Annotated in this window: 13 protein-coding genes and 2 pseudogenes; 5 read left to right on the top strand and 10 right to left on the bottom strand. The window is 34.4% G+C overall.

Features of this window, described 5'->3' with window-relative positions; all coding sequences use genetic code 11:
• Positions 1-572: 572 nt before the first annotated feature.
• Complete coding sequence (gene bchM / locus Anndu_RS04040; RefSeq protein WP_464103137.1) at positions 573-1,265, bottom strand: magnesium protoporphyrin IX methyltransferase; 693 nt, start codon at positions 1,263-1,265, stop codon at positions 573-575.
• Between the two features lie 180 nt (positions 1,266-1,445).
• On the bottom strand, positions 1,446-1,934 hold the full coding sequence (locus Anndu_RS04035; protein WP_464103136.1) for an Hsp20/alpha crystallin family protein: 489 nt from the start codon (positions 1,932-1,934) through the stop codon (positions 1,446-1,448).
• A gap of 485 nt (positions 1,935-2,419) precedes the next feature.
• Between Anndu_RS04035 and Anndu_RS04030 the strand changes: the two genes are divergently transcribed.
• Together Anndu_RS04030 and Anndu_RS04025 are read left to right on the top strand one after the other, a co-directional pair.
• Positions 2,420-3,271, top strand: coding sequence for an RnfABCDGE type electron transport complex subunit D (locus Anndu_RS04030; RefSeq protein WP_464103135.1), 852 nt, complete (start codon positions 2,420-2,422; stop codon positions 3,269-3,271).
• Between the two features lie 145 nt (positions 3,272-3,416).
• Positions 3,417-4,793: a DUF2330 domain-containing protein gene (locus tag Anndu_RS04025; protein ID WP_464103134.1), complete on the top strand. Its 1,377-nt coding sequence runs from the start codon at positions 3,417-3,419 to the stop codon at positions 4,791-4,793.
• 67 nt (positions 4,794-4,860) lie between these two features.
• Here Anndu_RS04025 and Anndu_RS04020 read toward each other — a convergent pair whose 3' ends face one another.
• The 7 genes and pseudogenes from Anndu_RS04020 to Anndu_RS03990 form a co-directional block, all read right to left on the bottom strand.
• The gene (locus tag Anndu_RS04020; RefSeq protein WP_464103133.1) at positions 4,861-5,523 is read right to left on the bottom strand and encodes a DUF4033 domain-containing protein; all 663 of its coding nucleotides are present in this window, start codon (positions 5,521-5,523) and stop codon (positions 4,861-4,863) included.
• An 18-nt stretch (positions 5,524-5,541) separates the two neighbouring features.
• A pseudogene (locus Anndu_RS04015) lies at positions 5,542-6,177 on the bottom strand (methyl-accepting chemotaxis protein); the annotation flags it as partial.
• Positions 6,178-6,269: 92 nt separating this feature from the next.
• Positions 6,270-7,727, bottom strand: a pseudogene (locus Anndu_RS04010) (NF041680 family putative transposase).
• 122 nt (positions 7,728-7,849) lie between these two features.
• A complete protein-coding gene (locus tag Anndu_RS04005; RefSeq protein ID WP_464103132.1) occupies positions 7,850-10,228 on the bottom strand; it encodes a HAMP domain-containing protein in 2,379 nt (792 codons plus the stop codon).
• A gap of 191 nt (positions 10,229-10,419) precedes the next feature.
• Positions 10,420-10,950 (bottom strand): chemotaxis protein CheW, encoded by a 531-nt coding sequence (locus Anndu_RS04000; RefSeq protein WP_464103131.1) that lies wholly within the window; start codon positions 10,948-10,950, stop codon positions 10,420-10,422.
• Between the two features lie 140 nt (positions 10,951-11,090).
• Positions 11,091-11,459 (bottom strand): response regulator transcription factor, encoded by a 369-nt coding sequence (locus Anndu_RS03995; protein WP_464103130.1) that lies wholly within the window; start codon positions 11,457-11,459, stop codon positions 11,091-11,093.
• Between the two features lie 211 nt (positions 11,460-11,670).
• On the bottom strand, positions 11,671-12,969 hold the full coding sequence (locus Anndu_RS03990; protein WP_464103129.1) for a response regulator: 1,299 nt from the start codon (positions 12,967-12,969) through the stop codon (positions 11,671-11,673).
• Between the two features lie 518 nt (positions 12,970-13,487).
• Here Anndu_RS03990 and hmpF point away from each other — a divergent pair.
• The 3 genes from hmpF (at position 13,488) to Anndu_RS03975 (ending at position 19,174) form a co-directional block, all read left to right on the top strand.
• Positions 13,488-15,236: a pilus motility taxis protein HmpF gene (gene hmpF / locus Anndu_RS03985; RefSeq protein ID WP_464103128.1), complete on the top strand. Its 1,749-nt coding sequence runs from the start codon at positions 13,488-13,490 to the stop codon at positions 15,234-15,236.
• 281 nt (positions 15,237-15,517) lie between these two features.
• Positions 15,518-15,805, top strand: a complete 288-nt coding sequence (locus Anndu_RS03980) for a DUF2470 domain-containing protein (protein WP_464103127.1) — start codon at positions 15,518-15,520, stop codon at positions 15,803-15,805.
• 231 nt (positions 15,806-16,036) lie between these two features.
• Entirely contained in the window at positions 16,037-19,174 is a 3,138-nt protein-coding gene (locus Anndu_RS03975; protein ID WP_464103126.1) for a plasmid replication protein, CyRepA1 family, read from the top strand.
• A 68-nt stretch (positions 19,175-19,242) separates the two neighbouring features.
• Here Anndu_RS03975 and Anndu_RS03970 read toward each other — a convergent pair whose 3' ends face one another.
• Positions 19,243-20,532, bottom strand: coding sequence for a glucose-1-phosphate adenylyltransferase (locus Anndu_RS03970; protein ID WP_464103125.1), 1,290 nt, complete (start codon positions 20,530-20,532; stop codon positions 19,243-19,245).
• Positions 20,533-20,685 lie beyond the last annotated feature (153 nt).

Raw genomic sequence — 20,685 nt, 5'->3', positions numbered from 1 at the left:
GAGGATTCTCCTCTCTAATAAATGAACTTAGTTTTAACTGAAAATAGTTTTCTTATTTTCCGCAGGGAATTAAAAACTCACTGCTGTTTTTGATAATACAAGCAAAGGCCTGTTTTTTTAATTTATGGAAAACCATTGTATAAGATGATATATGTTTCGTTTCTTTTGTGTAGGGATCGTTAACAATATTTAAAATTTCTCTAATCCCTTGTCAAATGGGCTTTCTTGCCTATTTACCCTCAAAAAATCTTAAATTTTGCTTAAATTTTTGTAATAAAACGCAACATTATTAAAATTTTTGGGGGGATTGGGTTAACAAATTCTCAGGTTTTGGTTTAAAATCTAAACAGATGAATAGACAAAGATCTATCTCTATCGAGTGATGCCTCTTTTGCCAGTTTAGAAAAAAGAGAAAGAAAAATTAAATGGAAAGATTGTTTCTAAAATCAAGTTTATGAGTTGATTTATTTTGTAAAATAATATTAAATCTGGTTAGAAAACCAAGTTATAAAAGTAGATTTTTTATAATATTTAAGGGTTGTATCTTAACCGGATTTAATATTATTTATTACTTATGGTTTAACGGCTTCTAAAATACGAGAATAATAAAAACGAGTGCTAGTCATATCATTTCTAGCGATGGTAAAACCATTTTCTTCTAATATTTTAATGATGTCTTTTTCTTTGTGTTGATAGGCTCTGGTGGTTTTACTTGGGCCGGGGAAAAGTTCACCAATTTTTTTCAATAAAACTAAACAGGGTTTTTTGGGGGCAAAACTCAAAATAATTCTTTTTTGGGCTAAAGAAGCTAAATGGCCGATCATTTTGGCCATATCTTCGTCTGGATAATGAATTAAAACGTCTAAACAGCAGACTGTATGATAGTTTCCGGTGATAGATTCTAAATCATGAACTTCAAAGGTTATTTTACTGGGATCGGCGATCGCTGCGGTGGCTTTTTCTTTGGCTTCCCCTACCATTTTTTCGGAAATATCACTGGCGAAAACCGTTGCTCCTTCTTGGGCAAGGGGAATACTTAAACTGCCTACTCCACAACCTGCATCACAAATGGTAATATTGGCTAAATTTTGATCGGCTTTTAACCATGAAATGACTGTATCAATGGTTTTTTGATGGCCGATGCGTATATCATTTTGCACTTTATTGACTTCTCCATCACCATAAATTCTACGCCAACGATCAAATCCTGTGGCATTAAAATAATCTTTGACAATGGCTTTATCATTACTAGCTGTATTGGTCATAAAATTTTTTAGTAGTTGAAATTGTGTGTAATTTGAGTTAATTTTTAAGCAATCTTCATTGTATCAAAAAAAGAACAAAAAAAGCGATCACCTTAAATCTAGTGATCGCTTTTGATTAATTATGATAAAGTTTTAATAGGCAATGATTTAAAATGAATTAACCTCGAAAATTAAAGAAAATTAACCTGCTAAATTTTCAGGAGTTTCAGGAGTAACTTTAACTTCGGGTTCTTCAATTAAATTAACTTTGATAACACGGTTAACTTCTTCTTCAATTTTGGGTAAAGTAAGAATCAAAATTCCATCTTTATATTCAGCTTTGACCTTACTATTTTGAATGGGAACTGGTAAACCGATGGTTCTTTCAAATTTACCATAACGAAATTCGGAATGGAAATAACCATTTTCATCAGTGGTTTTTTCGTAGCGGTTTTCCCCCATAATTTTAACAGATTCACGGGTAACACTAATATCCAATTCTTTAGGATCAATACCCGGTAATAAAGCTTTAAGAATTAAGGCTTCTGTGGTATTCAATAATTCAACGGCCGGTCGCCATGAAATATTATCACCAAAGACATTAACATTACCAAATTCATCAAGCATTCTATCAAATTGACGGCGGAGTGTTTCCATTTCAGAGAACGGAGAAAAGTGAACAATAGCCATAACTTAAAACCTCCAATTTTGGTTAATTGATTGATTTAATAATTCCTTGTTTTGTTACTTTTATCTTGGCTCTTTTCTCTCAAAAAAACATTGGTAAAAACCGAAAATCTAAAAGTACAGTTAACCGTATTTGTAAATATTAAATAAATCTTAAATTGGTGTGTTTAACCGTAATTTTAGTTCGGTTTTTACCATTGTTAATTGGTCTTAAGTATTGGGAATTTATTTTTTAGATAAGAATGGCATTTAAAGCAGACTTTGAAAATATGGTGGGATATTAGACTGGTTGGGAAAGTTAAACTAATCATAAAGACAATGACTTTTTGATGGTCAATTGTTAAATAGAAATGTTAACGACTGTTACAATTTTGGTAACACAGAAACAATTTAGCTATAACTGGAGACATACTAAAAATAATTAATAATTGGTAATTGACAATTATTGATGTAAGAATGTTAAATTTTGAAAATTTGATGGTAAATCTATGTTATTTAAAGATGCAAGGGATTCACAAATTTTAGTGTTATCTCTCTTTTTAGTTTTAGGAATTACTACCAGAGATTGGTCTTTAAAATGGGATTTAATTGCTGTTACTATTTTAACCTGTTTAGTAACTCAATTATTATTAACTATTTTAACTCAAATTGCTAATCATAATTCCCATAAAATTTGGACATCGGAAACTTTTTTGAGTTTAAAAAGTGCGTTTATTACTTCCCTTGGTTTATCTTTATTATTAAGAGCAAATGATCCCTTTACTATGGCGATCGCCAGTTTTTTTGCCATAGGTAGTAAATTTCTGTTTAAATATCAAGGAAAACACTTTTTTAATCCTGCAAATTTTGGCATAATTATAGCCTTAACTTTTACCCATTCAGCATGGGTTTCCCCTGGCCAATGGGGGGCTGACTGGTGGTATTTATTATTATTTATTGGCTTAGGTGGCATCATTTTAAAACAGGTGGGAAGATGGGAAACATCGGCCATTTTCTTTTTAACCTATAGCAGTTTAGAAATGATCAGAAATCTTTATTTAGGCTGGACTTGGGATGTACTTTTACATAATTTAATGAGCGGATCATTATTATTATTTGCTTTGTTTATGTTAACAGATCCTCGCTCAATTCCTAATGCTAAAAATGCGAGAATTATTTGGTCAATTACTATCGCTTGTCTGACCTTCTTTTTTCAACATCAATTTTATTTAACAACGGCTATTTTTTGGTCATTATTTATCATTTCACCCTTAACAATTTTCTTTGATCAAAAGTGGAAAGCCCCCCGTTTTAATTGGCTATCAAATTATAAAATCTTTAACCCATATTCTGCCATTTAAAAACACTATTGATCACAATTTCTATTGTGAAACAGGCATCTTACCTGTTGTATTAAAAACATCTTAACTGTGACGGGCTAGAAGCCCATCGCACATTTAAAAGTTCATTTGTAAATATTATATAACTATTAAATACGAGTTAAAAATGAAAATTTTAAATCTATTAAAAGGCTTAATTATAACCATAATCGCCACATTTTTATTAACCCAACCTGCTTGGGCATTTTGTGGATTTTTCGTCTCTAAAGCCGATACCAAACTATATAATCAAGCCTCTCAAGTAATCATCGCTAGAGATGGAAATAGAACAGTTTTAACTATGGCCAATGATTATCAAGGAGATGTAAAAGATTTTGCAATTGTTGTGCCTGTGCCGACAATTTTAACAGAAAATCAAGTTCATATTGGAGAGCCAAAAATTATTGAAAGATTAGATAGTTTTAGCGCTCCAAGATTAGTTGAATATTTTGATGAGGATCCCTGTAATCCCGTTGTGATGTACGATCTTCAAGCTGTTCCGGCTACGGCTAACGCCCCTAATGGTGGTTTTAGAGGCTTAACGGAAGAAGCTTTAGGGGTAACGATCGAAGAACAATTTAGCGTAGGAGAATATGATATTTTAATCTTAAGTGCCACTCAATCCGATGGTTTAGTCACATGGTTAAGACAAAATAATTATCAAATTCCTAGTAATGCTAATTCAGTTTTAGGGGCATATATTCGAGACGGTTTAAAATTCTTTGTAGCTAAAGTTAATTTAGAAGAATTTGCTAACACAGGCTATCAACAATTACGCCCTTTAATGATGGCTTATGAATCTCCCCGTTTTATGTTACCAATTCGTTTAGGAATGGTCAATGCCAATGGTGATCAGGATTTAATCGCTTATTTATTATCACCAAAAGGACGAATTGAATTAACTAATTATCGCACAGTTCAAATACCTTCAGGAGCAGAAATTCCCGAATTTGTTAAGGATGAATTTAAAGATTTTTACCTTGATTCTTTTCGCCGAGATTATGAACAAGAAGGCAAAAATATTGCCTTTTTAGAATATGCTTGGGATATGTCTTGGTGTGATCCCTGTGCGGCCGAACCTTTAACACCTGAAGAATTAAAAAGTGCGGGAGTTTTTTGGTTAAATGATGATCCCACTATTATTCGTCCAAATATTTTTCCGCCCGTCCAAAATAATGTGTATATTACCCGTCTTCATGTGAGATATACAAGGGATAAATTTCCCACAGATTTACAATTTAAAGAAACAGAAAATCGAGAGAATTTTCAAGGTAGATTTGTGATTCGTCATCCTTTTCGAGGTGAGATCAAATGTGAGATTAAAAATGATTATCTGCGACAAACTCGCCAAAGACAAGAGCAGGAAGCCCAAACTTTAGCCAGTTTAACAGGATGGAATATAGATCAAATTCGAGCTAAAATTAATTGGCTTGAAACGTCTTCTACTCCGGTAGAACCTCCCGTCAGACCTTGGTGGGAAACCCTTTGGGATCTACCCGGATAAATAGATTTTGTAGGGGTGAACCCTCGTTCACCCCTACGGGTATTGTAAATCAATCATATTGGAATGACTAACCAATCTCCCTAACTTTAGGGCAAGGAATTAAATCCGTTTTAGCAACACTACAATGATCGGGTAAACAAACTTGATGATAAACAGCCTCTTGTTCAATTGGGATGGGCATTTGACCGAAAACCATTTCACAACTAAAATCCTCAAAATTAGGAGTCATTGTTAAAGGAATACCAAAATCTTTTGTGAAAAATTCTTGAGTAGGAAGTTTACACATATTAATACACATTCCCACACAACCACTATTTTCTAAATATCTACATTTTTTAATTTTTACGCCACTTTTTTGCCGTTTAATTTCTCCATTTTCCGTTAATATTTCTGCCTCTATAACTTCACATTCCCCCACTAACCAAGGAAATAATAAAGTAGTAAACCAAGCATTTAATTCACAGACTAATTGAGTAGGAGAAAATAGGGTTTTAATTAATTTTAAAACAAAATTAGGGATTAAAGATTTTAAAATTTGAGCCACAACTTTTTGCTGTTCAATGGCATTACGGCCGCCCATAATTTTAAAAGATAAATCCACAAAACCATCATAACCCTTAATCTTAGTTTTTTCGCCTAAGACTTTCGACATTTTATTTTTAAACAGCAAAATAAATAATTGATCAAACCAATTATCATCATAAATTGTTTTTTCTTTCAAATTCATCATTAATACTCTGAAAATCAATTATTTACTATCAGTTTTTTCAACTCGGAAGCGTTCAACCCCTGAAATTAAATCTCTCGCAATGCCTACCAGACTCTGTAATGAACCCGATACCCTTTGTGATTCTTGTGAGGTTTCCTGAGCCGTTAACTCAACCGACTGCATAACTTGAGCCACCGCGCGCGATGTTTCTTCCTGTTCCACCGTATCCGCCGTGATCGAACGTACTAAAGCGTCAATGCGGTTAGATACCTGAATAATGTCCTCAAGCGATCGTTTCGCCTGTTCAGCCCGTTTTGTCCCATCAATAACCTGTTGGATCCCTTCTTCCATCGCCGTCATTACAAGGCTAGTTTCTGACTGAATTTGTAATACAATCACCTCAATATCCTTTAAGGCTTTCGCAGAACGATCCGCTAACTGTCTGACCTCATCCGCCACGATCGCAAAACCCTTACCCGCATCACCAGCCCGAGCCGCCTCAATGGAAGCATTTAACGCTAGTAAGTTTGTACGGGAAGCAATGTTAGAAATAACCGCCACAATTTTAGAAATTTCTTGAGACGACTCAGCTAACCGTTTTACCTTCCGTGCCGTTTCCGATACCGTTTCCCGAATTTGTAAAATACCCGCTACCGTTCTTTCTACGGATTGGACTTTGGACAAAAAGAAATTGGTAGAGGTTAAAATAGAAGATAAAAAAATAGACAAAGTAAAACTAACCTAAAATAATTTTAGGGGAAAAAAGATTAATTAACAGTCGTTTCTAACAGCAATTTAGCTATTTTGTTGACATTTTTGATTCTTTTTATAACCTGATAACGTGGTCTTTTCACTTGTATTTCACCTTTTTCCGTCCAGAAGAATAACCACGGGGTTTGGGAAAATTAGAATTGATCTCAATGGTGCTAATAATTCTATAAAAGTCTCTCTGAACAGCACTGGGGTAATCTTACTCTCACGAAAATTAGGCAAATATTTCTCCCAAGGGCGGGGTAAGCAAACAGCTAAATTCCTTGCATTCCACAATTGAATATAAGCAATTAAAATTAGGTTCATCCAGTTTTCTTCATAACTTGTATGAGAGGTTAAATAGTCGTTCATTAATAATCTTTGTTTGCCAAATCGAAAAAGTGTTCCAAGTCAAAACGTTGACGATAAGATTGATAAATTTCAAGCAAAGTTAATTCGTTACGGCGTTTACCAATGGCAATTAACCACATTGGTTTCCAAATAGAATTACCTTCTTGATCAGTAACAGTAATTTCCAATAATGTAAAGGGATAATCATGCAATTTATGTTCCTTTGTTCCCTTCATTAACATATTATTCCAACCCTTAATTTTGACATTTAATAATTTACCACGTTTCGTAGTAAAATTAGTTTGAATTAAATCATCAGGGGGATGCCAAGAAGTTGAATCTTTTAAATCAAATTTATCACCATACCAACGTGGATGTCCACTTTTTAACTCAGAAGAATCTTTGACAAAAGGACGAAAAAAAACACGATTACTTTTAACTCTGGTGACAACAAGTCGATCTTGATTAAGAACTTGTTTGCCAATAAAATCTTTTTGACTATAAAGACAATCTACGACAATAACTGATAGAATTATCTTAAATAATAATGAATCTGTCAAAACTTTATTAATCTGTTTATGAGCAACAGAAACATCTTTTTCATCGCTTTTTACTCGTTGAACTGATAAAGGAATTGTCCAAGAAGCATCACAATTAGATATTTTTTCAGGTAAGTAAAAAAGCCAAGAATAAGCATGACCAATATTGATGGGTTTATTGCCTTTAATACTGTTAGGTTGATGAATAAACGTTTTATCAGATACAGTAGGAGAAAACTGGCGTGAATTAGGGGTTACATCAATGCCAAATAGATGAAACTTTCGCTGATTATTTTGAGGAATACTCTCTAAAATAATCTTAGATATTTCGGCTTTATTTGTGATTTGTGATTTCTTTTTTCCCGCTTTATTAAAATCAGCAATTGCTCGATAAATACTTTGGTATTTATGTTTAAATAGAGGATTTAAACTTAATTCCACGACTGTTTTAGCATCTTGATTACTACTAAGAGCATCGAGTAAATTCATCAAGGCATCTTTTCTTAAACCAAGACTTTGATATAATCGTTGACGACCTTGAATAAATTGTTCAACTTCTTGGTAATTTTTATTTTTGATTTTCATATTATTTTGAATAATAAACTATCTATTTATTCTAATCTATAGAACAAACTTGTTGAGAAAGAAAGTTTATTATTTGACATTATGCTATTAGACAATATTCAATTTCTCTTAATATAAATATCTTATTTTAATTTTTTCGGTCTGATGTGAGCTTCATTAAATCTAATTTTTTGTCCAAAGTCCAATACGGACTCACCACCTTTTAAAGCTGTGGCCGAAGCAGATCGAGCCACTTCCTCCGCTTCCCTTGCGTTATCAGCTACCCTTTGGATCGAGTCAGTCATCATCTGTACAGAGTTCAAAGTTACCGCTAACTCCTCCGCCTGTCGTAACGCATCATTCGATAAATTTCGGGCGAAAGTTTCACTATCGGCCGAACTTTGGTTCACTTGACGAGCCGCTTGTTTTACCTGTTGAACGATCTCCCGTAGATTTTGAATAGTTAAGTTAAAAGCATCGGCCACCGCCCCTAATACGTCCGCCGTCACTTCAGCCTGTACGGTTAAATCCCCTCTGGCCGCCCCTTCCACGTCATCAAGTAAGCGGATCACCTGTCTTTGTAAATCTTCCTTCGCCTGTTCCATTTCTTCGGCGCGTCTTTGGGCTTCACTGGTAGTAGTTAAAATGACCCGTGCCATTTGGTTAAAACCGGCCGCTAACTGGCCAAATTCATCCTCAGAATAAACAGTGGCTTTAGCAGTAAAATTACCTTGTGCAACGGATTCAAACTGAGATTGTAAGTCTAAAATTGTGCGTTGAATCTGACGATTAGTTTTATTATTTAAGAATAAAGTCGCGCCAAAACTAAACCCTCCCGCAAAAACAATTGTGGCCAAACCTGTCTTTTGTAAATGCCATAAAAGGGATTTTTGATATTCTTTTGGAGTATCCGTATTACTAATTAAATTAGAAGCGGAGAAAAAAGTCACAAAAGCCGTCACGGTCATGGTGGCGATCGCTGATACCCCCGCCGTGATCCATTGTTTTTTCTGAACATTGGCATTTTCAAAAAAGGCCAAAATACCCTGTTCAACTTCAGAACTAGCCTCAACTATGGGTTCAGAAGACGAAGTAAAATTAGTAGCAACACCCGAAGACTCCTTGCCCAAACCAAAAGCATCTTCTCCACGATCAAGACTAGAGCCAAAACCCGTTCCATCAAAGCCAAAACTACCCGTCTGTTCCAGACTTTCGTTAAAAATAGCTGAATCTGGGAGTGATTCATCTATCTCCCCCATATCAAAAGCCGGAAGATGATCTAACTTATCACCATCAAACACATCAAACTCATCGAGAAAACTGTCCGCCCCCCCCGATAAAGGATGACTAAACACATCATCAGAAGTCGACCCTTCTTCAAAATCATCAAATTGGTCTAATTTAAGATGACCAGAATTATGAAAACCATTTTTACGGCCGAGGGTTTCAAAATCAGAGTCTTCTTCGTATGTATTTTCATTCAAAGTTTCCGATTGATTATCATTAAAGTCATCGTCATCGGTAAAATTTTGATCAGGCATTAAAAAAGTTTCTTCCGTTTCCCTCGAAGGCGACTCCCACTTTTCCGGCTCCGATATTTTTTCAGCAAAAGTATCTCCTAACTCATCTTCATTATCTAAATTGTTCGCAAAAGTATCATTATAATTAATATAATTTTCATCATCTTGGTCATAAAAATCACTATTACTAGCAATTTTTTCACTAATTTGGTTAAAATCTTCTTCAGAAATACCTAATTCATCATCTAAATCATTCATCTGATTATTCTTATAATTATTCTTATAATTATTTTTATTTTCGTTTAAATAATTTTGAGCAAATTGATCTTCTGCTCCCACCACTAAAGTCATTTCCTCACTATGGGAGAGAGACTGTTCGATCGAACTAGCTTCTTCACTCACATCTAAAAAAGGAGAATGACCAAATTCCTCTTCTTCAAGGGATAGCCAATTATCCCCTGAAACCTCAGAATTAATTAAAAAAGGATCATGGCCATTAGAGTGAGACTGGGAGATCGAATCATCATCTAAAGCAAAAGGATTATTCGTACTTGAGCCTGTATTGTGAAAATTACCATTAAAAGATTCCTCTTGTGAATTATCCCAATCTAAATTTAATTCTTCTTGTTCAATCCAACTATCATCATCATGGGACTCAAAAATCAAATTAGTGACCGGATCAAGATCGTCAAAATCTTGAAGATTAATATTATCTTCTTCTTGTTCTCTAAGATGCTGTACTTGTTGCAGTCCATTTTGGGCATAATCAAGACAATCAGGATCACTGGTGATTTCTAATACTTTTTGATATTGTGCTTGAGCTAAATCATATTTTTGCAGTCCATAACAGTAAATATGACCACGCAACAACAAACTATGAGGATCTTCAGGATAATCTTTGATTACCTGATCAATAATTTTGGCGGCGCTTTCATAATTACCTTGAAGATAAGCTTTTTCAGCTTGTCCATATTCTTGAGCATAATCTATTCCTGATGGCATTGATCCTCCTTCACGCTTGTGCTACTGGTTGTCTTATTTATATATCGTTAGTTTAATTAATTTAATTTTGAACAAAAAATTTTGTTGCCTTAATTTTTTGATTTAGTTACTTATTTTTATTTTAACTTTTAATTTTAATTATTTTATAACATTTTGAGATAGCCTGACCATTAATGGTCAATCATTGAGATTTAGGCCGCCCATCGAGCGGAACGTAAAATCGCAATGTGATCTAATAAACGCAAGAAAAGGGATTCTTTTTGATCAATCACCCATTCTCCCGGAACGAAAGGAGCCATATTATCAGCAATATTGGTAGGAGGCATTTTTAATTTTTCTAGGTCTAACCAGTCTATATCCCCTAATTTTTCAATAGCCAATCCTAATAAAATTTCTTGATCTTCCACCACAATAATGGGTATTTCCTGCCTTTGAGTATTAAGAATGATTGGGATTCCTAAAAACTGCCCTAGATCAGCCACCCAAATCACTTGACCCCTTAAATTAATTGTGCCTAAAAGAAGACGTGAAGCATTAGGAATAGATGTGATTCTTTCGGGAGGCAGTTGCATTACTTCTTTAATGCCATTGGCCGCAAGGGCAAACTCATCTCCAGAAGCGATGAAAAATCTCAGGTGTAGTTCACCTTCAGGAGTCTGTAACTCTTGAATTTCATCAGGTAATTCCTGACCAGTATTTGTTAAAAAAGCCGGATTGACCATTAATTAATTTAGACAATTAGTATTAGTGAACTGATCTGATTCAATAATCATCTGGCGATAGCCAAAAATGTTGGTGAGTTTATTCCTCACAGGGCTAAAACCATCAATTTAAGGTTGATCGGTTTAGATTGAGGAATAAATCACATTAGCCGTAAGAGTTGTTTAACTGTTCCGATTAACTCAACTGGCTCAAAAGGTTTAGCGATATAAGCATCCGCCCCCTGTTTCATACCCCAATAACGATCAAATTCTTCTCCTTTAGAGGAACACATCACCACTGGGACATTTTGGGTTTTTGGATCTGCCTTTAAACGTCTACAAACTTCGTAGCCGTTCATTTTGGGCATAACAATATCCAAAACCACCAGATCTGGACTAGATTTTTTTATCTGCTCTAAAGCTTCTTCTCCGTCACAGGCTACGGCTACATCCAAGCCACTGCCTTTGAGCAGATCGGAAATCATTTGTCTTTGAGCAAGGCTATCTTCAACAACTAAAATTGTACTCATGAGACTTTACCAGATGTTTTTACATATAATAATCCTTTCACTTAAATTAAAATTTTAAATTAAGTGGGGAAAAGAAGGTTAATCTAAAATAGTTGGATCTTAACCATTTATGATAATTAATGATTCAATTAAATCATAAATATTTTCAAAAACAATCTTGACTACATAAATTTTAAAATCACTCAGGAAAAAACTAAATTAAAACAGCTTTTTAGCTGACTGTTTGAGAATGGGTGTCTGTGGTTAGAGAGCTTGAATTAGTTACAATTGGCTTTAATTCTTGATTGAGTGGAAATCCTGAACCAATATATTTTTCCAAAAGCATTAATAATTCATTTTTCCCGAAAGGTTTAGTTAAATAATCAGTTGCGCCTACCATTCTGGCTCTAATGCGATCGATAAAACCTTCTTTCCCTGTTAACATTATAATTGGAGTTTGTTTAAAAGTGTTGGAATGTCTCAACATTGAGCAGATTTCATAACCATCTAATTCTGGCATGGCAATATCACATAAAATTAAATCTGGTTTGATCACAAACACTTGTTTGAGGGATTCTAAGGGATTATTTAAAACTGTGATTTCGTAACCTTGGGGGGCTAAAATAAATTCTACCGATTTACCAATGGTCAGATCATCATCTATACATACGACTTTGGGGACTTTATTGGTAGTTGATAGGTGATATTTTTTGTGATGTTCTAATTTTGAATGGGGGGGAGTGGGATTAAATAGTTGGATCCAACCTCGTTTTAAATAGGGATAAATGGCTTTGGCAATGGTTAACAGATCTCGATTAAAATAGCGTGAGAGTTGGCGTAGGGAGGTTTTGCCATCAATCCAACGATAAATACTTTTAAAAGCTCCTTCTTCAAGGGCGGTTTTTAGTTTATGCTCATCACTAATAACCGGACATTGGGTTGGAAATTGAATCAGGGGATGAAATTGTTTCCATTGTTGAACTTGTTTAATAATTTTGATAATTAAAGGATTAATGTCTAAGGTTGTGAGTTGGGGGGCTAAGGCCGAACTGATTTCAAAGATAAATTTGCCTTGATGTAAACTAAATAAATCAAAAAGGGTTTCTTCGATCATATTTTGGAGGATATTTCTACCTTGTTGGGGGGTGATAATATGATGCTCTAATAATTGCCATAAATAGGCGTATTCAGGGGCATTCATCGTGCCTAAAGTTGGATTTTTTAAGCGATTTAATTCTTCTTTTAGTTTATGGCGATGGAGATAATCTTGTAATCTAATTAAGCTACTATTCGTATTATCGGCCGCATAGGCAATTTTGCCATTAATAAAAAAGACAAACCAAATTGGTTTAGCATTTTGAAGGATTCCTAAATCTCCGTAGGGATAGAAATTTTCCGACTCAAAAGAATCAAAAAAATTGAAACGAGAAGACAGGGGATAGGCTTCCACAAAAAGTTCCCCAGTTCGCTGTCCTAATGCGATCAGTTGTAAGATACTGCGGATATCAATTTCATTTAATGTTCCCTGCATTTGACTAAAATCCGCTCCCGTGTCGACAGTGAATAAGATTGATTGAGATAGTTAATCAATGGATTTGGTCTCAAATAAAATAAAATTTTTGTTGATTTCAACTTTAAGCTCAATTGATCTTTTCTTTTAGTTTAATTTAAGATTTGACACAAGAAAAGATCAATCTTTAATTTTTCTACAGTCAATGAATTATAATTGGGCTGGGATAGCCTAGCTCTTGATGAGTTGAGGCTGTCTAAGCTTAATCGAGGTGGGGGAAAAAATCAAGAAAAGTTTGTAAATTTTTGTAAAAAATTGATCATAAAAATCAAGAAAAATGGAATTTTGGATAGAAATTTGAGAACAATGGTGATGAAACTTATCAAAAATTATCAAAAAATGTTAGTCTAAATCATTAGAATAGTGTTAGGTTACTCATCTTTTCAAGATGAGCATAAAGAATCAACTTTTAGATTCTTTGAGATCAAACAGTTTTGTTCAGTCTTAGTTTTTTAGACACATTAAGGGGACCATCAAGGATGCTCTATCTGGCAGAAGTTCAAAAGCAAAGTAAAGGTTTTATGGGCGGTTCGGAAACGAAACTGCAATTATTGGCTTGTCAGCGAAATGATCAAACTTGGAGTGCTGTACCAACAAAAGAAACCATTTCCACTGAAGAAGTTGCCTCTTTTAATGATGGGGCATTAGTGATGGTAAATTTAACTGATAATCGGCAAATTCAGGGCAAACCTGAAGCGGCGGCAAGTCAATTGGCAAGGATTCTTCAACGCTTTTCCTCCGAGGTTGAAAAGGCTAAAAAAGAAGAAGAAAAAATTGATATTTGGAGAGGTTCACTAGAAGCTCAAGCTCAGATGTTGAATGAACGTCAAGATGAGCTTGATGTGCGTTTTGAGGAGCTTGAACAAAAGGAAGTTCAATTTCAACAGTTGGAGGCCAAACGCCGTGAAATTGAGCAGTTACAAGCTCAGGCACAAAAGGTTAAGCAGGAGTTTGAGCAAAAAAGTAAGGAGTTAGAGGGGGCTTGGGAACATCTGCGGGGTGAGCAAAAGCGTCTAAGTGACAAACAAGAGGAGTTTAAAACTTCTGGATCGGCTTTAGATCATGATTGTTCTCAAAAACTTCAGGAGTTGATGAGCCGTTTGACTTCTTCAAAAATGCCGAAAAATGGCATTGGGGGTCAAATTGAACAGACTGTTGAAACCATTGAAAGTCAAAGATCCCTTTTAAATAAGGGATGGGAAGATTTACAGGGTCAGATCTCCTATTGTCAAAATCTGGAGGCGGAGCTACAAAAAAGGGAAGCTGAGTTAAAAAGTCGCAAACAGGAGTTAAAAGATTCAATTTTTTCGATTGAAACGGCGAAAACTCAGTTACAAATTCAAGAAAAATTATTAAATAGTAAACAGGATTCAATTCGGTTATTAAATATTGAGCTTGATGCTAAGGAGGAAATTTATGAGTTTTTAAGTCAAATTGCTTCTGGGGAGGGCGATTCGGCCGGAGATAGTAAGATTGATGTTACTGCTCTGGAAAATATGCCTTTAAGTGAGTTACAAGAAATTGTGGATAATTTGAGGGGGGATCTCGATCGTTTAGTTAGATTTGTTAATGATCAAGAGGAAGAATTAACTTTACAGAAACAAACGATTAAGGAGTTAGAGGAAAAAATTAATTCGGTGAGTGATTCGGAAAGAATCAATTTGGAGGCTGAATTATATGATGAAAAAGAAGGTTATAAAATGTTAGATGAGTCTATTGTCGGGTCTCGGCGTAATCTTCTGGAGAAACAAAATATTTTTAAACAGCATTTTTTGATTTTGCGTCGTCGTCAGGGAATTGTTGATTTAGATTCAACTCAGGCGGTGAATCTGGATCCGGTGTTGGATCGTTTAAATGAGTCTAAAAATAGAACTGATGAGGAGAGGGCAAAGTTAGAAGCTCAAGTTGAGCAAATTAATCAAAGTATTCAACAGATGCAAAGTATTATTCATCAACAACAGTCTCAACAAGCTCAAAAAGAGCAACAGTTACGTCAAGAGGAGGATCAGTTACAACAGGATTATTTGGCTTTGGTAAAACTTCAAGAACAAATCAGAATTTATGAGGAAATTCTGAATCCAGTTAAGGATAGTTTGAATACTATTTTAGAAAAAATTAAGGAGTTTAAACAGATTTTTGGTCAAATGGAACAAATTAATAATCAACAAAATGATGCTTTAACTCAGATGGATGATATTTTAAAACCGATTTTATCAATTGATAATTGATTAATTAGCTTTAAATATCTACTTTTAAACAGAGGTAATTATCAATTTTTGTGTTAAGACTGTATTGGTTAAATCCTGTAGAGATGTAAGATATTACCTCTCTACAAACGTCTTAATATTAGTTGGTAGTGTTATATAATTAAAACGATAAGTAGATGTGTGTAATTAATTACCCAATTGTGGCACAGGCTTCTAGCCTGTGACGGGCAGGATGCCCATTCCACATTATATAATTAATTTTGCTTAGGTACTTAAATTAATAATTAATCTTAAATAATTTTATGTCTGATTTAATCACTTCTCAAGTTAGCGATCGCATTTGTAAACACATGAATGAAGATCATGGCGAGGCGATCGTCTTATATGCCAAGGCTTTTGGGAATATTCCCGATGCGAAAAAGGCGGAAATGATCTCGATTGATCCCGAAGGGATGGATCTATGTGTGCTTTGTGATGAGCAAACTTTACCCATTAGAATTAATTTTGATCGCACTTTAGCTCATTCTGAGGACGCTCATCAAACTTTAATCGAAATGGTTAAACAAGCTAGACAAAAAATTAACAAATAATTTCTTTCAAAAAACTAATTAATCTGAGCTATTTCCTGAATAATTTTTATTTTTTTTGATCTGGGGGTGAACGGCCGTTCATCCCCACTTTATTTTGGGAAATTTGGAAAAAATCTTTAAATTTTTACGCTAGATCTAGCGTTTTGATGTATGATAATTAATCCTGACTCTATATATAGAGTACAGGCTTATTATAAAAGTCAAAAATTCGAGGATTAACTTACATTAATTATGACGACTTTAAATTATCTCAACGAATGGCGAAATAGTGCGGTTGATGAAACTTTGACCCGCCTTAATGTCATTTCACTTCAAGACAGTCGCCCTTTGGAGTATTTATTTTACGCAGATGATCTTCCTCGTAGGAATGATGGCAGGGTTAGTAACTCGTTTTTAGATCAATATCAACACACGGAAAACGGTGGCTGGTGGTGTTCAGGTGTGGATATTTTAACAGGCCAAGATGATCTTTGGGGATGTTTTAAGCCTGAAAATCCACGTTATAACAGGGATACGGGGAAAGTGATTAAATATGAACATCCCCCCAAAGCTCCGGCCAGTCTTTTTGCGTTGCGCGTTCCCCTTCATTTATGGGAAAAAATCGCTCAACGCTATCAAATCGCCCTTCCCACAGGGATTAATGATTATAACATTGAAAGTGACTATTTTGCTTTTTGGCAATGGGTGATTGACCATCCTCAGATTCCTCTTTGTATTACTGAGGGAGCTAAAAAAGCAGGGGCATTAGTTACGGCAGGTTATGTGGCGATTGCTTTACCCGGAATTTATGGTGGTTATCGTAATTTAAAAAATGAAGAAGGTAATATTATTGGTAAATCTGAGTTAATTCCCCACTTAAAAAAATTAATTCAGTCTCAAAGATCGGTTTATTTTGTTTTTGATCAAGATACACAACCGAAAACTCAGAAAAATGTTAATTTAGCAATTCAGAAAACGGGGTATTTATTAAAAAAATCGGGCTGTGAAGTTAAAATTATTAGTTGGGATCATCATTTGGCTAAAGGTGTTGATGATTTAATTGCTAAATATGGAGCGACAATTTTTGATCAGGCTTATATAAATGCTTTAAATTTTGAAGTTTGGAAAGCTCAATCTTTATTTAGTTTAACCTATCCCAGAAATTTAGAAATTAATGAGCGTTATTTAGGGGAAATTTCTGATCAAATTATCATTCCTGATCAGGTTAAATTAGTGGGGATTAAATCTCCTAAAAATACGGGAAAAACTGAATTTTTAAGTAAATTAGTTAAACAAAGTATTGAGAAAAAACAAAAAGTTTTAGTGATTAGTCACCGAGTTAAATTAGTTGAGGAACTTTGTCAAAGATTTGGGATTAATTATGATCATAATTATCAGAAAAAATCTATTAGTAATTTAACAAGTTATGGTTTATGTATTGATTCATTGCATCCCCAATCTTACTCTAAATTTAACCCTGAAAATTGGGCTAATGCTTTAATTATTATTGATGAAGTTGAGCAGGTTTTATGGCATGGTTTAAATTCCGATACTTGTAAACAAAATCGGGTTAATATTTTAAAAAATTTAAAGTTATTAATGCAGTGTGTTTTTAATCATCAAGGAAAAGTGGTTATTTCCGATGCGGATTTAAGTGATTGTTCTATTGAATATTTAATGAAGTTAGGTGGCAATTATGGTTCACCTTTTATAATTGAGAATAACTGGAAACCCTCTTTAAATGAGCATTATTGTGCTTATTATTATCCAGAAAATACCCCTAAAAGATTAGTTAAAGATTTGGTTAATCATATTGAGCAAGGGGGTAAACCTTTTATCTTTTTATCCGCTCAAAAATTAACCAGTAAATGGGGAACTTTAACTTTTGAAGCTTATTTAAAACAGAGATTTCCCCACCATCAAATTTTAAGAATTGATGCACAATCTTTGATGGATCAAAATCATAATGCTTATCAAATTATGGGTAATTTAAACAATGTTTTAAATCAATATGATATTGTATTAGCTAGTCCGGCGATCGAAACGGGTATTAGTATTGATTTAAAGGATTATTTTACTTCAGTTTGGTGTATTGCTCAAGGGGTACAATCAGCCCATTCTGTTTGTCAATCTTTAGGGCGGATTCGTGATAATATTGATCGTTATTTATGGATTAATACTTATGGTTTTAATAAGGTAGGCAATGGCTCAACTTCTATTCCTAATTTATTGACTAATGGCCATCGTTTAACTAATGCCAATATTCGGTTATTACAACAAGCTGATCTGGAATGTTTAGACGAGTTAGAGTTAAATTTTCAGGCCGAATCTTTACATTGTTGGGCTAAAATGGCGGTGCGGTTTAATGCGACAATGTTAAATTATCGTCAAACGGTTTTAACTCTGTTGAAAAATGAGGGACAAACTGTTACAATTAAACCGAAAAAAATGAAAAAACAGTTTGATCTTGATCAATTTAATTTAGATCAACAGCAAAAAAATGATCCTGAATATGTGAAAAATTTGACTTATTTTTTGCAAGTACAACAACATAAAAAAAAGGAAAAAGCTCAAAATCAATTAATGTCAGAAATTCAGGCCATTCGAGATTATAATTATCAACACGAATGTGGGGCGATCGCTGAGGCACAACAGTTAAATTTCGCTGAATATAGTAGTTTAAAAAAAGTTTTAGTTAAGACAATTGATCAAAAATATGCGCTCAGAAAATATGAATTACAACAGCGTTATTTAATTCCGGTAACAGTTGAATTAGTGATGAAAGATGATCAAAAATGGTATGATAAATTAAGGCTCAATTATTATTTAACTAAAGGGCGAGATTATTTAGCGCAAAGGGATGCAAAAATAGCCCAACAATTGATCCAACAAGGTGAGGGAAATATTTTTACTCCTGACTTTAATAATTGTCAATTAGGAGTGATGATTAATACTTTAGAACTATTAAGAATTAATCAAATTATTGCCCATCCTGAGCAGATTTTAAGCAATAACGATCCTTGGTTAGAGCAGATGGCGGAGTTAGCTTTAAAAAATAAAACTGTCATTAAAACTATTTTTAAAATTGGCTTAAGTAATAAGTCAACTCCGATTATGATTTTACGCCGTTTTTTAGATAAAATTGGCTATAGTTTAAATTGGATTAGTCAAGAAAAATTGAAGCAAAAAATCATCCGTCTTTATCAAATTAATGTTCCCCAAGATGGGCGAGATCAAGTGTTTAATAATTGGCTAATTTTAGATAGAATGTCCTTAGGAAATATTCAAGAAGAATTAAGACGCAATGAAGATTACTTATTATCTTTAGTCAAAAATTCTGGTGAAGAAATATCTAATTATATTCAATTAAATCTTAGTTTAGATCACTAACATTTTGTAGAGATGTTATCAGTTATCAAAAACCCCCTCGCCCTTGGGAGAGGGGTTAGATTAAACGATTAAATTACCGTACCATGAGGAATAATGGCATTTTTCAAGATGACGGTAATACCACTACGGATATAAAAACCTTGATCTTCTTTTTCCGCTTCTTCTACTCGGTCTTTATTGACAATCATCACATTTTGACCAATGCGCGCATTTTTATCAATAATAGCTCGGCGAATGGTTGATCCCTGTCCGATCCCGATCGGGATTGAACCACCTGCGATTTCGGCTTTACGATCGGCGGAAGTTTCATAAGCATCCGATCCCATTAAAAGACTATCCTCAATCACACAATCTTTTTCCACACGAGTTCTGACTCCTAAAACGGAATGATTGATCCGGCATTGTTTTAAGATACAACCCTCTCCGATCATAGACTCAGTAATCTGACAATCTAATAATTTGGTGGGGGGTAAATAACGAGAACGGGTATAGATGGGGAATTTTTGATCGTAGAAACTAAAGGGAGGGGTAGGTTGTTGAGTTAGGGCTAAATTGGCATCATAAAAGGCTTCGATCGTTCCAATATCTTCCCAGTAACCTTTAAATAAATAGGCCTGAATATTATGATCACTGGCCGCACTGGGGATAATTTCTCCGCCAAAATCGGTTTTATCAAGGTTTTGTTTGAGTAAATTAACTAAAACATCTTTTTTAAAGACATAAATACCCATAGAGGCAATATAGGGCATTTCTTGAGCTTTTTGGGGGTCTAAACCTAATTTGGTGGTATCCACGGCCATGGCTTTAAGGGCTTCACCTTTGGGTTTTTCACTAAAACTGATTACCCGTCCATGATCGTCAATTTTCATTAAACCGAAGGCAGAAGCTCGTTTTTCATCCATTGGTACAACGGATAAAGTAATATCGGCGTTAGTTTCCCGATGACGTTGGACAAATTTACTGTAATCCATGCGATAGAGATGATCACCAGAGAGGATCACAAATTCATCCACATCCCATTCTTCTAATAACCAGAGATATTGACGCACCGCATCGGCCGTTCCCTGAAACCAGTCGGGATTTTCCGAAGTTTGTTGAGCGGCCAAAACTTCTACGAAACCATCATTAAAACCGGCAAAGTTATAACTGCGGGTTAAGTGACGGTTTAAAGATGCGGAATTATATTGAGTTAAAACATAAATTTTGATAATTTCCGAGTTAATACAGTTACTAACGGGAATATCTATTAAACGGTATTTTCCGGCTAAGGGAACGGCGGGTTTGGCTCTGAGCTTAGTTAGGGGATAGAGACGAGTTCCCGCGCCTCCTCCTAAAATGATTCCTAATACTCTTTTCATAAAAATAACCTCATAGGAGTGGATAAATTTTACTGGTCATAGCAAGATTAATGATCAATCAAAATCTTGTTATAAAAGGATTTTAAACTTTATTGGTTCATTTAAAATTTTTTAATTAATTATTTGTCACTGGTCATTGTTCATTGCTGACTG

The sequence above is a fragment of the Annamia dubia NIES-4383 genome, from assembly GCF_055394725.1.
The sequence above is the reverse complement of the archived record's forward strand: the minus strand, read 5'-3'. Positions and strand labels throughout refer to the sequence as shown.